Raw genomic sequence first — 12,127 nt, 5'->3', positions numbered from 1 at the left:
GAACCACGCGCCCTGTCACGCTTCTACTCTCGCGATGGGTTCCGCTCTTCCCGCTCCGACGGTCGCCCGCGACCTGCGCTTCGATTCGTTGCGCGGCCTGCTCATTGTATGCATGGCGATGAATCACATCGAAACTCCCTTGCGGCTCGTCTCGGATCAACCGCACGGCTTCGTCAGTTCCGCCGAGGGCTTCGTCTTTCTTTCCGGCTTCATCGCCGGCTGGGTTTACTCGCGGAAACGCGAACGCGGCGGCGATGCTCTGCTCGCTTCCGGCGCCCAACATCGCGCCGGCCAAATCTACGTTTGGCACATGGCCACGTTCTTCACGTCGCTGGCGTTGATGACCGTCGTCGTGCTGGCCACGCAGGAAGCCCCGCCCCTGCTGCCCGCGTTGTTCGCCTTCAACCCGTGGATGGCGATCGTCACCGGCTCCCTGCTGCTCTATCAACCCGGCCTGCTCGACATCCTGCCGATGTATTGCGGCTTCATGCTCTTTTTGCCGTGGATCCTGCGCGCGAGCGCCGCGGGACGCGCCCGTGAGATCGTGCTCGGCAGCGGTGCCGTCTGGTTGCTCACCCAGCAGTTTTTGCCCGGAGCGCCGGTGGTGATCGGCCCGTTAAACACCGGCTCGTTCAACCTCTTCGCCTGGCAGTTCCTTTTTGTTGCTGGCGCAGTTTTCGGCGCCGAGAAAGCCGCCGGCCGCTTGCGCTTCCCTCTGCGCAGCGGCTGGATTGCCGCCGCTTTCCTGGCCGCCATCGGCTTTTGGTATCTGCATCGCGGCGCGCTGGCGGATGTCTGGCCCGAAAGCGTCGATTTTCTCGTCAACAAGACCAAACTCGCGCCGCTGCGGCTCGCAAACTTCGCCCTCATTGCCTATCTCATCGCCGCCTGTGCTGCGCGCTTTCCGCGGTGGTTTACGTGGGCGCCATTCGCGTTCGTCGGTCAACATGCCCTGCCCGTGTTCGCGCTGCAATCGGTTCTGGCGATGACGATCCTCGCGTTCTCCAACTTCTTCTTCACTCCCGTCGGCCAATGGGTCGCCACCGCACTCATGTTAGGCTGCCTCTTCGGCACCGCCGCGATTCACGCGCAGTGGATCAAGCGGCACCGCACCCGAAAAACACACCCGGTTAGCCTCGCCTCCCGCGATGGCCGCAGTTCTGCTGCGCCGCATGTCGCTCGCACGTCTGCACCGTCAGGTCAGCTTCATCCTTGAAGTCGACAAGTTGAAGGAAGTCTTCCGGCAAACGCTGAACACCCAGAGCCGCCGCCAGGAAAACGACGCCGAACATTCCTGGCATCTCTGTCTCGCCGTTATCGTCCTTGCCGAACACGCCAACGCCCCCCACCTCGACGTGCTGCGCGTTTTGAAGATGCTCATTCTTCACGACCTCGTGGAAATCGACGCCGGCGATACGTTCGCCTACGATGTCGCCCGCGTCGCCGGACAACATGATCGTGAGGTGCTCGCCGCCGATCGCATCTTCGGCCTGCTGCCCGCCGACCAAGCGGGCGAATTTCGCGCGCTGTGGGATGAATTCGAAGCCCGCGCCACGCCTGAAGCCCGGTTCGCCGCCGCCATCGACCGCTTTCAGCCCATGCTGCTCAACTGCCACACCGAAGGCGCTTCCTGGCGCCGCCACGGCGTCACCCAAGACCGCGTGCTGGCGCGCAACGCGCACGTCGCCGAAGGTGCGCACGCCGTTTGGGAATACGTCGTCGCGATGGTGCAAAAGGCGGTCGACGACGGGCACTTGGCGCCCGCCTCCCCCTCCGCCTAGAGGCGATCATTTCAAACCGAACAACTGCGCGAGCACCGTGTGCAAATCGCGGCCCGGCGCCCATTGACCGCCGCGGCGACTGACCGCCAGATTTTTGCACGCAAACGCGCGCATCCGGGCAACGTCGACCGATATGATTTGCGGACGCTCCGCCGCAAGGCCCACGACGCCGCTCCAGTTGAGCGGGGTCCAGGCAAACGGAATGCCACTGCGGTCGAATTCGATCTCCCACCCGGCCACTCCCCCGGGAGGCAACGGCGCCCGCAGCAACGACGGATAGCGGCGCACGAAATCCGGCACGTGTTTGGTGGCGATTTTTACCCGCACGACCGCCGGTAATTTTTCGAGATACTCCTGCACGTTTTTCACCCGGTGCCCCCGCCAGAGCGTGAGAAATTCCTGCGGATCGAATCCCATCAGGTTCATGCCGTTCCACAGGCCATGATCATTGCGGCTGCCGAACTTTTGCTGGTCATACCAACGTTGAAACGACTGCGTCACCATGACGCCCATTTCGAAATGCAGATGCGCTCGGTCGCGCGGGATGGTGTAGCCACCGGCAGTGTGCCCCATCACGCCCAGCACTTCACCGGCGCGCACTTCCACTCCGGCCCGCACGCCCGGCGCGATCCGGTTCAAATGCGCATACAACGTATAAATCGCCGGCGTCACACCGGGATGCTCCAACACGATGTAGCGCCCGTAACTGCTGTTGCCCGCGACCGAATTGACATACCGCACGATGCCGTTGATCGCGGCGAATACTTCGTCCGTCGGCTCGCCCCTTCGATCGCGTTTCACCGGCTTGAGATCGAGGCCCTCGTGGAACTGCTTCCCGCCGCTGCGCACGCCACCGTAGCCGCCCGACGCCGGGTCACCTGACCCTGCCTGCTGGAGAAACGCATCGATGCCCTTGCCTGCCATGAACGCCGGATTCGGCGTCGGCCAGGTAAACGTAAAATCACTCGTCGCCGCCGTCGACACGGACGCGATGAACGCGACCGCCACCAGCACACGCCACGCCCGCATGACACTCAACTCTTGCGGCGCGCGCGGGCCACCTCAGCGCACGTTTCTTGCACGCCAGCGGCGAGCGCTGGCAGGGCGGACTCAGGTTGCTCGACGAAGATGGCGATCATGCCATCGTCGATCGCAGAATCAAGGCGACGGGCCCCGAAAGGCGCGCCGTTGAGAAAGAGCACGAGCCGCAGCCCGTGATGCGCCACCGAAAGTCGGTAAAGATCGCGCGCGGCCGCCGGGGAAAGTTGAAACAGCAGGCAACGACCGAGCTCAAGTTGCGCGACCTGCGCACTCGTAACGTCGAACTCAGAGAAGACCGGCCGCGGCCCGATCGGAATTTGCACCCCGCTTTGCGGCAGCGTCGCGAGGGTCGCGTTCGCGCTGGGCAACTCGACGTAGAAGCGTGCGGCGACGGCCGACGCGGTGGGCTTGGGCGTCGACGCACAACCGCTCAACGCCAGCAGCCCGGCGAGCACACCGCATAAAGTTAAAAGCTTCCCGGGAAAAATAATCATCACGGCGGGGGTTTCATGAAGCACCCACCGCATGCGAGGCAAACGCGTTCATCACTTCCACGCCCACCGCATCCGCGACCAGGCGGCCACGATCGGTCAGTCGCACCCGCGTCTCCGAGCGGATGGCCAGACCTTCCGCGTCCATCCGCGCCAGCAGCGCATCCACTTCGCCCCAATTCGCTGCCGGTGCCCGTGCGCGCCACGGGCCTGTGTCCACGCCGGCGTTCATGCGCAGCCCGAAAATTAACGCATCTTCCGCGAGCAGTTCCGGCGTCAACGACACGCGGTCTTCCGTCGCCCGCTCCCCCCGCCCGATCCGCTCCGACCACTTCGCGAGATCTGCGATATTGGCGCCTCGCAACCCGTCGTGTTGCGACGCGGCGGACGGTCCCAGTCCCACCCACTCGTGCATGTGCCACGTGTTGACGTTATGCTGACACGCGTGCCCGGGCCGCGCGAAGTTCGATACTTCGTATTGGGCAAATCCCGCCGTTCCGAGAAACTCCCACGTGCGCTCATAGAGCTCCCGCTCTCGCACCGGATCGAGTTTCACGGCTCCCTTCGAGAGCTTGACCCAGAGCTTCGTGTCTTCTTCGAACGTGAGGCAGTAGGTCGAAAGGTGATCAGGCTGCAGCGCCACCGCTTGGCGCAAATCCTCCAGCCACGCGCTTTCGTCTTGTCCAGGCAGCGCAAACATCAGGTCCAGATTAACCGACTCGAATCCCGCTGCCCGAATCCGTTCGTAAGCGCGAAACACCTGTTCGCGCGTGTGTTGCCGCCCCAGTGCGTCGAGCAACTCCGGGCGAAAACTTTGCACGCCGAGCGAAATCCGCGTCACCCCGGCCGCTCGCAAGGCCGCGAGCCGTGCCTCCGTCACCGACGCCGGCGCCAATTCCACCGACCATTCGCGCACCGGGCCGCCGCAAATTTCCCTCATGGTTTCACCGAGCACCGCCAAATCCGCGGGTGCCAGCAGACCTGGCGTGCCCCCGCCCCAAAAAATAGTTTCGATGGGACGCGCCCACCGGACAAGTTTCGCCTCCCGGCCAATGTCCGTGAGGAACCCTTTCACCGTGGTCGCGGTCGGCTGTTCTTGGTAGAACGCGCAAAAATCACACGTCGACGCGCAAAACGGCACGTGCACGTAGAGTCCTAGCGCTTTCACGCTCTCAGCTTTGGCTTGCTCTGCCACGAGCCCGCTCATTACTAACGCCCTTCGACCGGCCCGGTTTTCCATCTAAGTTACGCAATGCACACCAATCGAATTTCCCTCGCGAGAAAAATCTGCCTTTGGCTGGGCATCCTGCTCGGCGTGATGCTTCTAAGCGGTTGCGACAGCGTGGTTCTCACCAATCTCACGCCCGGTTCCCTGGCGGAAAATCCCTCGCAAATCTATACGATCACGCTGCGCGTGACGCCGAAGATCCGCACGATCGTCCCCGGCAGCGTCGCCCCCCACATCATTATCGATGGCGAGAATCACGCCATGACCGCCAGCGCCCTCGGCGCCAATCTCTGGGAATACGAGTATCACCTGCCCCCGGGGCGCGACGAAATCGCTTACTACTTTCTCGTCAATTACTCCGTCGAACACGCCGATGTGTCGAAACCCGCCGAGACCTACACGGCCCTCGAACACGCCAAAATCGTGCGCCGCTACGTGCTCTCGCTCGAAGTCAACCGCGGCCCCGTCGGCGCCCGCGTCAGCGTTCTCGGACGCGGCTTCAACCCGAACGACACGATCTATTTCGACAACGTCCCTGCGCGCACCGTTTACGAATCGCCCAACGCGTTGAGTTTTTACGTGCCGGCCATCGACGCCGCGCGCAATTACCACGTGATGCTCGGCAGCGATGCGGGCACCTCGCCCGTCGGCACGTTTCGCATCGATGCTTCGTCGCTCACAGTCACGCCCGCGTCGCTGTCGCTTCGCTCAGGCGAGACACAGTCGCTGACGTTTTCCGTGCCGAATCCGGCACCCGCCGGAGGTCTTCTGCTCGATGTCACGACCGACGTGCCCGACAGCGTCATCATGCCGGAAGTGGTCGTCCCCGCCGGGCAAACCAGCGTGACGATCAACGTCCAAGGAGGCTCGCCCGGCAGCGGCAGTCTTTTTCTGAAAGGTTACGCGGGGGGTGAACTCACGATCCCCGTGAGCGTCACGGCGCGCTGACGCCAGAGGAGCAACCTTGCGCCTCCTTCGGCCGGACTTCACGTCCGGCCTTTTTATTTGTCCGGAAAATCCAGCGTCACGACGATTGGGCGATGATCGCTGGCCAGCAGTGTCGCCGGATCGTCACAAATCACGCCCGACCCGCCGCGGACGAATTTCGCCAAGACGGCCGAAATCAGCACGTGATCCACTCGCGAATAGCTGTCGTCGCGACGAAACGCGTGCGTCCACGTCTCGCCCCGCGAATCGGCCACCGGCAATATCGACGCCACGGCGGCTTTCCCGCGCCGCTGAAACAAGCGCAGCGCGTGGCTCGCCTTGAAGTCGTTGAAGTCGCCCGCCACCAGCAAATTCACCCGTGACGGATCCGGGTTCGTGGCGAGGATGGCGTCCCGGATCGCCACCGCTTCGCCCGTGCGTCGCTGCTCTGACGAAGGATCCTCCGGTTGGTCGGTGTATCGGCTTTTCAGGTGCACGCCCCAGATCGCGAGATCCGTCTGCCTAATGCGAAAATGCACTTCAAGCGCGCCCCGCTTCACTCTCTCTCGACCGCCCAGATATTTGAAATCCAAGTCCACGTGCGGTGTGACGGCAGTCGGTCGAATCCGGCTCAACATCGCCACATGCCGATCCGCGTCCGCAGACTCCACCAACGCCGCGAACGGATAATGCAACCCCTCCTTGGCCAGATCACGCTGCAGTTCATCGAGGTAAGGTTTGGGTCCGACCTCCTGCAAAATCAGCACATCGGCGTTGAGCTTCGCCACGACCGCCCGCAGAGCCGCCTTTTCCGATTCCGGCTTGGGATAGTCGCGGCGAAAACCCGCCTGCGTAACGCGATCCGCCACGCCGTAATTTTCGATGTTATACGTCGCCACCCGCAGACTCTCGGCCCGGGCAACGACGGCGAAGAGCAACCCGGTCAACCAACAACGAATTGCTTTCGATTTCGGCATGGGGCGTGCCTTGAATCGTCAGCCGGCCCGCTCCAACGCCTGCTCGCGTTCCACGAGCGTAGGATGCGAGTAAAAGAATGCGCTGAACCACGGGTGCGGCGTGAGATTGGTCAGGTTTTTCTGCGCGAGTTTGCGTAACGCGCGGATCATACTCTCCGCCTCGCCCACCGCCTCGCGCGCGAACGCATCGGCCTCGTATTCGTGTTTGCGCGAGAAAAAGTTTAGGATCGGCGAAAACCAGAACGTCACCACGCCGCTCAAGAGCCCGAAGAGCAGGAACGCCGGCGCCAGCGCCCCGGCCGGGAATCCGAAGCCGGTGTCGAACCACGGGCTGCGTGCCAACCACGCGATCAACGCGAAGCCGGCGAGCTGCATCACGGCCGACACCGCGATCATTTTTGGAATGTGTCCGCGACGGTAGTGGCCGATTTCGTGCGCCAGCACCGCCTCAAGCTCGGCGGCGCCGAGCTGTGCAATCAACGTGTCGAAAAGCACGATGCGCCGGAACCGGCCGAAGCCGGTAAAGTAAGCGTTCGAGTGGCCGGAGCGCTTGCTCCCGTCGATCACCTCGATGGTCTTGGCGCGAAATCCTGCTCGTTCGCCGAGCGCGATCAATCGGGTCCTCAATTCGCCTTCCGGCAGCGGCGTCAGCTTGTTGAAGAGCGGCAAAATCAGCTTGGGATACAGCACCATCATGAGCAATTGCACGGCGAACAGAATGGCGAACCCCCAAAGCCACCACGCACTCCCGACCCAATGGACGAGTGAGAGCAGCAGCCAGAGTAGCGGAAACCCGATGACCACCGTCAGCAGCGTGCCCTTTAATTTGTCCGTCAACCAGAGGCGGGTTGTGGTCTGATTAAACCCGTGCCGCGCCTCGAGCGAAAATGTCTCCCACCAGTCGAAGGGCAGGCTCGGCACCGCCAACAACGCGAAGGCCGCCAGAATAAACGCCGCGTGAGACCACACCGCGTCCGGTGCGCCCGCGCCCGTGATCGTAATGAACAGCCACGGCAGCACCCCGGACACGAGCGCCAGAATGACGATGCACGTGCCAAACACCTCCGACACCGCGTTGAACTTCGAACGAGCCAAGGTGTAACGCACCGCTTTCGCGTAGGTTGCATCATCCATGATCGCGCTGACGGCGGCGGGCGCCCGCGCCGCATGCCGCCGCACCTCCCGGCGATTGAGCGCCCCCAGCCACAGCTCACCCAGCAGCCGCAATGTTAGCAACGCCACTGCGATCCACAGCACAAACGTCATCCTTGGAGAATCCACCGGAACTGACTCTGCGCGCCAGTCCAAAGATGAGTTGAAATGACCAACTCCCGCCCCATCGTCACGCCGTGGAAAATCCGGACACAACGCCTTCATTCGAAACCGCCTTGGAGCGACTCGAGGCCGTGGTCGAGTCGATGGAAGCGGGCGATGTGCCGCTCGCGGACTTGCTGGCGCGCTACGAGGAAGGCAACAAGTTGCTCACGGTCTGCGAAGAGCGGCTGAAGGATGCCGAGCTCAAGATCGAACAGCTCAAACGTCAGAAAGATGGCGTCATTTTCGCCAAGCTCGAAATCGAGCGCTCGGAATAAGCGCCGACCCTTTTCGCGAATGAATGAACCGGCTTCCGCTGCCCCGGAGCAGCGTCTTCTCCCGACGATCCACGGCCCCGCTGATGTCAAAGCATTGACGCCGGCTCAACTGCCCCTCCTGGCGCAGGAAATTCGCGAGGAGGTCATCGCCGTCACCGCGCGCAATGGCGGCCACGTCGGCCCCAATCTCGGCGTCGTGGAATTGACCCTGGCGCTGCACCGCGTGTTCGAGACGCCGGACGACCAGTTTGTCTTCGACGTCGCCCACCAAGGTTACGTGCACAAACTCCTCACCGGGCGCGGTGGCGATTTTTTCCGCCAACTCCGGCAGACAGGCGGCGCCAGCGGGTTTCTCTACCGCCCCGAGAGTGCGCACGACGCATTTGGCGCCGGTCATGCCGGCACCGCATTGAGCGCCGCTCTCGGCATGGCCACGGCCCGCGATTTGCGCGGCTCGGGTGAACACGTTGTCGCAGTGTGTGGCGACGCTGCGTTCACCTGCGGCATCACCCTCGAAGCATTAAACAACGTCGTCACTTCCACCAAGCGCTTGATCGTCGTGCTCAACGACAACGAATGGTCGATCGCGAAGAATGTCGGCGCGATGGCGAAATATCTGAACCGCCTCAGCACCAATCCCACTTACAACAAAATCCACCACGACATTGAAGGCTTCTTCAAAAGCTTTCCCCGTGGCGAGGAGATGAATCGCGTTTACTCCAAGTGGAAACGCGAGACGAAGGACTTCTTCGTCGAATCCTCACTCTTCGAAAAATTTGGCCTGCGTTACCTCGGCCCGGTCGACGGCCACAATCTCGACTCTTTGATCAAGAATCTGGAGTTCGCGAAACAGTGCGATGTGCCGGTGCTCATCCATGTTTTGACGAAAAAAGGCAAAGGCCTCGCGGCGGCCCTCACGTCACCCGAGCGCTTTCACGGCGCGAGTCCCTTCGATCCGCTCACGGGCGATTCGAAAAAAACTCCGGCCGGCACCCCGCCAAATTATCAGGACGTCTTCGGGCAGGCGATGGTGCGCTTCGCCCAGGCGGATCCCCGCGTGCTGGGCATCACGGGCGCCATGCCCAGCGGCACCGGCCTTTCCCGCCTCGCGTCCGCGGTGCCGCAACAATTTTTCGACGTCGGCATTGCCGAGGAGCACGCCGTCCTCTTTGCCGCCGGACTGGCGACAAAGGGTTTTCGCCCCGTGGTCGCGATCTACTCGACTTTTCTCCAACGCGCCTACGACCAAATCATCCACGATGTGGCGCTCCAAAATCTCCCCGTGACGTTCTGCATGGACCGCGCCGGGCTCTCGCCCAACGACGGCCCCACCCACCACGGCCTTTTTGATATTTCCTACCTGCGCTGCGTGCCCAACGCCGTCGTCATGCAGCCGCGTCATGAGGATGAACTCGTGGACATGTTGCACACGAGCCTGCACCACCCGGGTCCGGCCTTCATTCGTTATCCTCGCGGCGGCGGCTTGGGCGTGCCGATTAAAACCGCCCCGGGTTTGCTCCCGATCGGCCGCGCGGACGTCTTGCGCGAAGGCTCGCACATCGTAATCTGGGCGCTCGGACCGATGGTGCAGGATGCGTTGCAATTAGCTGCACGCTTCGAACGCGACGAAGGCCTTTCCGTCGGCGTCGTGAACGCCCGCTTCGCCAAGCCGCTCGACCGCGCGCTGCTGCTGCGCCAAGCGGCGGAGGTTCCTCTCCTCGTCACCATGGAGGATCACGTGCTCGCCGGAGGATTCGGCAGCGCCGTGCTGGAAACGCTCAACGAGGCGGGAAGCGCCACGGACGTCGTCCGAATCGGCTGGCCCGATCGGTTCGTCGAACACGGCTCCAGCACCGACCTCTTGCGCGCCAGCTACGGCCTCTCACCAGACGAAATCTACGCCCGCATTGTCGCGCGCGCCAGCGCCAGCGCGGCAGAGTGTTTCACAGCCTTGCGAGAAAAGCGCGCCGCCACCGCGCCATAAACGGACTCGGCTGCGATGCAGGATTACTGCGTGACGCCGCCACCAGGCGCCCTCCACCGCAGGCGATACCATTCGTAAAACGCAGTCTTGTCTTCGCCGAAACTTTCTCGCACATCACAACGCGTTCTGTGACGCGGGCGTAGTTCATCGGTAGAATGTGAGCTTCCCAAGCTTGAGAGGAGGGTTCGATTCCCTCCGCCCGCACCAGAACTGACGACGGCTTCCTTGCCGGCGCTTCGCCTTCCCTCACTGATAGCTGCGCCGCGCGTCGAGCGCGCTTTTCAATGTGACGGAATCTGCGTAAAGCACGCCTCCTCCGCTCGGAATACCGAAACCGATGCGCGTGATCTGGAGCGGCTTTCCCGCCGCCAGCCGCTCCGTCAAATAGTGGCAGGTCGCCTCACCCTCCACATCGTTGGAGAGCGCCAGAATCATTTCGCGCAAACTCCCGTCCGCCAATCGTTCGGCGAGCGAGGCCACATTGAGTTGCTCCGGGCCAACGCCGTGAATCGGCGAAAGTTTCCCATGCAAAACATGATAAACGCCGCGATACGCACTGCTTCGCTCGATCGCAACGAGATCGGGCACATGCTCCACCACGCAAACGACCCCGTGATCGCGCCGCTCGTCTGCGCAGATGCCGCACAACTCGCCCTCGGCGAGATTGCCGCAGCGCGCGCAACGTCGCACCGATCCCGCGGCTTCGTGGAGCGAGGCTACCAGCGCTTCCAGCGCCGCCGGTTTTTCGACCAAAAGATGCAGCGCGATCCGCTCTGCCGAACGGTAGCCCAAGCCGGGCAGTTGCTTGAGCTGCTTTTGCAGCCGTTCAAAGGCCGGCGTCATTCACCGATCGCCCTCACATCAAGCCGGGCATTTGAAATGCCGACGTCACTTTCTGCATCTCCGCGTCGTTGAATTCCTTCGCCTGTTTCGCCGCATCCTGCACTGCCGCAAGCACGGCATCCGACACGAGCTTCGCGTCTTCCTTCAGAAACTCGGGATCAAGTGAGAGACTCATGAACTTGCCCGCACCGTTGATCTTGATCTTCACCGCGCCGCCGCCGCTCGTGACGTCGATTTCCTTCGCTTCGAGCTGGGTTTGGAGCGTCTCGATCGAGCGCTGCATTTTCTGAGCTTGTTTGAGGAGTTTGCCTACACCGGCCATGGGTAAAGAATGGGTTGGAAAACCGTCAGTTGAGCGCGGAGGCCTTGCTCAACGCGACAACAAATTCGCGTAGCCTTCGCGATACGTGGGAACCCCCGGTGACCACCCGAGGGCGTGTTTGATCTTGGCATTGCTCACGATGCGGTCGTTCCCGGGTGTCCCATCGAAGCGCGGCGGGGCGACGCCCGCTTGAGCAGCGAGCCACGAGGCGATTTCCCCTCGTGTCGCCGCCGCATCATCGACGACGTTGAATGTTTCGACTCCGCCCTTTTCTAAAACATCAAGGGCCGCCCAACACGCCGCGCACACGTCGTCGCGATGGATTAAATTCAAGTGCTCGTCGGGTCTTCCCGACAACGGTTCTCCACTCTTGATCTTGGCAAACAACACGGTGCGCCCCGGGCCGTAGATTCCCCCCAGCCGCAAAATGCTCCCTCGGCCACTGCCGCCCGCGGCCTCCCGCACGAGCGCCTCCGCCTCCAGTTGAACAGCACCACGTTCACCCACGCCCGCCGTGCTGGTCTCTTCGTCCACAAATTCGCCGCCGCGTTGTGGGTAAACCGAAATGCTGCTCAGGTGAATCAACGCCGCCGGCCCGCATCGCTCCGCCCACCGCAGAATGGAACGCGTGCCCTCCACATAACTGCGCCGCCGCTGCTCCGCCCCGCCGCGACCGGAGCTTACGCTGTTCACCACGACGTCGAACGCTCCCGGAAACGCCGCGTGCCACCCGGATTCCGCCAGATCGGCGCACACCGTTTGAACGCCCATCTCGCGGAGCATCTCGGCTTTGCCAGAATTTCGGGTCAACGCCGCCACGCTCCATCCGGCCTCAATCGCCTCCTCCGCCAGACGCCGCCCGACATAACCGCACCCCAAAATGATGAGTGATTTTCCCTGCGATTTTGGAAGTGCGCCGCGCGGCATCGAGGATTCACTTT

Annotated in this window: 13 protein-coding genes and 1 tRNA gene; 6 read left to right on the top strand and 8 right to left on the bottom strand. The window is 62.6% G+C overall.

The features are described from left to right. Positions 1-34: 34 nt before the first annotated feature. A complete protein-coding gene (locus tag K0B96_RS07895) occupies positions 35-1,216 on the top strand; it encodes an OpgC family protein (RefSeq protein ID WP_220165822.1) in 1,182 nt (393 codons plus the stop codon). Next, positions 1,173-1,781, top strand: a complete 609-nt coding sequence (locus K0B96_RS07890; protein WP_255558896.1) for an HD domain-containing protein — start codon at positions 1,173-1,175, stop codon at positions 1,779-1,781. The genes K0B96_RS07895 and K0B96_RS07890 overlap by 44 nt, the downstream gene beginning before the upstream one ends. 6 nt (positions 1,782-1,787) lie before the next feature. On the opposite strand, the gene K0B96_RS07885 is transcribed toward K0B96_RS07890, so the two are convergent. The 3 genes from K0B96_RS07885 to hemW are packed head-to-tail and all read right to left on the bottom strand — an operon-like array spanning position 1,788 to position 4,481. Beyond that, on the bottom strand, positions 1,788-2,810 hold the full coding sequence (locus tag K0B96_RS07885) for a M23 family metallopeptidase (protein WP_220165818.1): 1,023 nt from the start codon (positions 2,808-2,810) through the stop codon (positions 1,788-1,790). 5 nt (positions 2,811-2,815) lie between these two features. Continuing rightward, a complete protein-coding gene (locus tag K0B96_RS07880; RefSeq protein ID WP_220165816.1) occupies positions 2,816-3,316 on the bottom strand; it encodes a hypothetical protein in 501 nt (166 codons plus the stop codon). Between the two features lie 13 nt (positions 3,317-3,329). After that, entirely contained in the window at positions 3,330-4,481 is a 1,152-nt protein-coding gene (gene hemW, locus K0B96_RS07875; protein WP_255558895.1) for a radical SAM family heme chaperone HemW, read from the bottom strand. Between the two features lie 84 nt (positions 4,482-4,565). Between hemW and K0B96_RS07870 the strand changes: the two genes are divergently transcribed. Then, complete coding sequence (locus tag K0B96_RS07870) at positions 4,566-5,489, top strand: TIG domain-containing protein (RefSeq protein ID WP_220165812.1); 924 nt, start codon at positions 4,566-4,568, stop codon at positions 5,487-5,489. Between the two features lie 53 nt (positions 5,490-5,542). Here K0B96_RS07870 and K0B96_RS07865 read toward each other — a convergent pair whose 3' ends face one another. Together K0B96_RS07865 and K0B96_RS07860 are read right to left on the bottom strand one after the other, a co-directional pair. Then, positions 5,543-6,445: an endonuclease/exonuclease/phosphatase family protein gene (locus K0B96_RS07865; protein WP_220165810.1), complete on the bottom strand. Its 903-nt coding sequence runs from the start codon at positions 6,443-6,445 to the stop codon at positions 5,543-5,545. 18 nt (positions 6,446-6,463) lie between these two features. Beyond that, positions 6,464-7,711 (bottom strand): M48 family metallopeptidase, encoded by a 1,248-nt coding sequence (locus K0B96_RS07860; RefSeq protein ID WP_220165808.1) that lies wholly within the window; start codon positions 7,709-7,711, stop codon positions 6,464-6,466. 83 nt (positions 7,712-7,794) lie between these two features. On the opposite strand from K0B96_RS07860, the gene xseB reads away from it, so the two are divergent. The 3 genes from xseB to K0B96_RS07845 all read left to right on the top strand — a co-directional run bounded on the left by xseB (position 7,795) and on the right by K0B96_RS07845 (position 10,228). Continuing rightward, positions 7,795-8,037: an exodeoxyribonuclease VII small subunit gene (gene xseB / locus K0B96_RS07855; protein ID WP_220165806.1), complete on the top strand. Its 243-nt coding sequence runs from the start codon at positions 7,795-7,797 to the stop codon at positions 8,035-8,037. A gap of 19 nt (positions 8,038-8,056) precedes the next feature. After that, positions 8,057-10,021, top strand: a complete 1,965-nt coding sequence (gene dxs / locus K0B96_RS07850; RefSeq protein WP_220165797.1) for a 1-deoxy-D-xylulose-5-phosphate synthase — start codon at positions 8,057-8,059, stop codon at positions 10,019-10,021. Between the two features lie 133 nt (positions 10,022-10,154). Next, a tRNA-Gly gene (locus tag K0B96_RS07845) sits at positions 10,155-10,228 on the top strand. 39 nt (positions 10,229-10,267) lie between these two features. On the opposite strand, the gene recR is transcribed toward K0B96_RS07845, so the two are convergent. Genes recR through K0B96_RS07830 form a run of 3 tightly spaced genes read right to left on the bottom strand, consistent with a single transcriptional unit; the run spans position 10,268 to position 12,113 of the window. Continuing rightward, complete coding sequence (recR, locus tag K0B96_RS07840; protein WP_220165795.1) at positions 10,268-10,864, bottom strand: recombination mediator RecR; 597 nt, start codon at positions 10,862-10,864, stop codon at positions 10,268-10,270. A 13-nt stretch (positions 10,865-10,877) separates the two neighbouring features. Then, the gene (locus K0B96_RS07835) at positions 10,878-11,186 is read right to left on the bottom strand and encodes a YbaB/EbfC family nucleoid-associated protein (RefSeq protein ID WP_220165793.1); all 309 of its coding nucleotides are present in this window, start codon (positions 11,184-11,186) and stop codon (positions 10,878-10,880) included. 48 nt (positions 11,187-11,234) lie between these two features. Then, on the bottom strand, positions 11,235-12,113 hold the full coding sequence (locus tag K0B96_RS07830) for an NAD-dependent epimerase/dehydratase family protein (protein WP_220165791.1): 879 nt from the start codon (positions 12,111-12,113) through the stop codon (positions 11,235-11,237). Between the last annotated feature and the right edge of the window lie 14 nt (positions 12,114-12,127).

The sequence above is a fragment of the Horticoccus luteus genome (assembly GCF_019464535.1).
GTDB lineage: Bacteria > Verrucomicrobiota > Verrucomicrobiia > Opitutales > Opitutaceae > Horticoccus > Horticoccus luteus.
This window is presented reverse-complemented; position numbering and strand designations above follow the sequence as displayed.

Excerpts from the sequence above, each read along its gene's own strand:
- K0B96_RS07895 (WP_220165822.1), top strand. The coding sequence starts at position 35 with ATGGGTTCCGCTCTTCCCGCTCCGACGGTCGCCCGCGACCTGCGCTTC.
- K0B96_RS07890 (WP_255558896.1), top strand. The coding sequence starts at position 1,173 with ATGTCGCTCGCACGTCTGCACCGTCAGGTCAGCTTCATCCTTGAAGTC.
- K0B96_RS07885 (WP_220165818.1), bottom strand. The coding sequence starts at position 2,810 with ATGCGGGCGTGGCGTGTGCTGGTGGCGGTCGCGTTCATCGCGTCCGTG.
- K0B96_RS07880 (WP_220165816.1), bottom strand. The coding sequence starts at position 3,316 with ATGATTATTTTTCCCGGGAAGCTTTTAACTTTATGCGGTGTGCTCGCC.
- K0B96_RS07870 (WP_220165812.1), top strand. The coding sequence starts at position 4,566 with ATGCACACCAATCGAATTTCCCTCGCGAGAAAAATCTGCCTTTGGCTG.
- K0B96_RS07865 (WP_220165810.1), bottom strand. The coding sequence starts at position 6,445 with ATGCCGAAATCGAAAGCAATTCGTTGTTGGTTGACCGGGTTGCTCTTC.
- K0B96_RS07860 (WP_220165808.1), bottom strand. The coding sequence starts at position 7,711 with ATGACGTTTGTGCTGTGGATCGCAGTGGCGTTGCTAACATTGCGGCTG.
- dxs (WP_220165797.1), top strand. The coding sequence starts at position 8,057 with ATGAATGAACCGGCTTCCGCTGCCCCGGAGCAGCGTCTTCTCCCGACG.
- recR (WP_220165795.1), bottom strand. The coding sequence starts at position 10,864 with ATGACGCCGGCCTTTGAACGGCTGCAAAAGCAGCTCAAGCAACTGCCC.
- K0B96_RS07835 (WP_220165793.1), bottom strand. The coding sequence starts at position 11,186 with ATGGCCGGTGTAGGCAAACTCCTCAAACAAGCTCAGAAAATGCAGCGC.
- K0B96_RS07830 (WP_220165791.1), bottom strand. The coding sequence starts at position 12,113 with ATGCCGCGCGGCGCACTTCCAAAATCGCAGGGAAAATCACTCATCATT.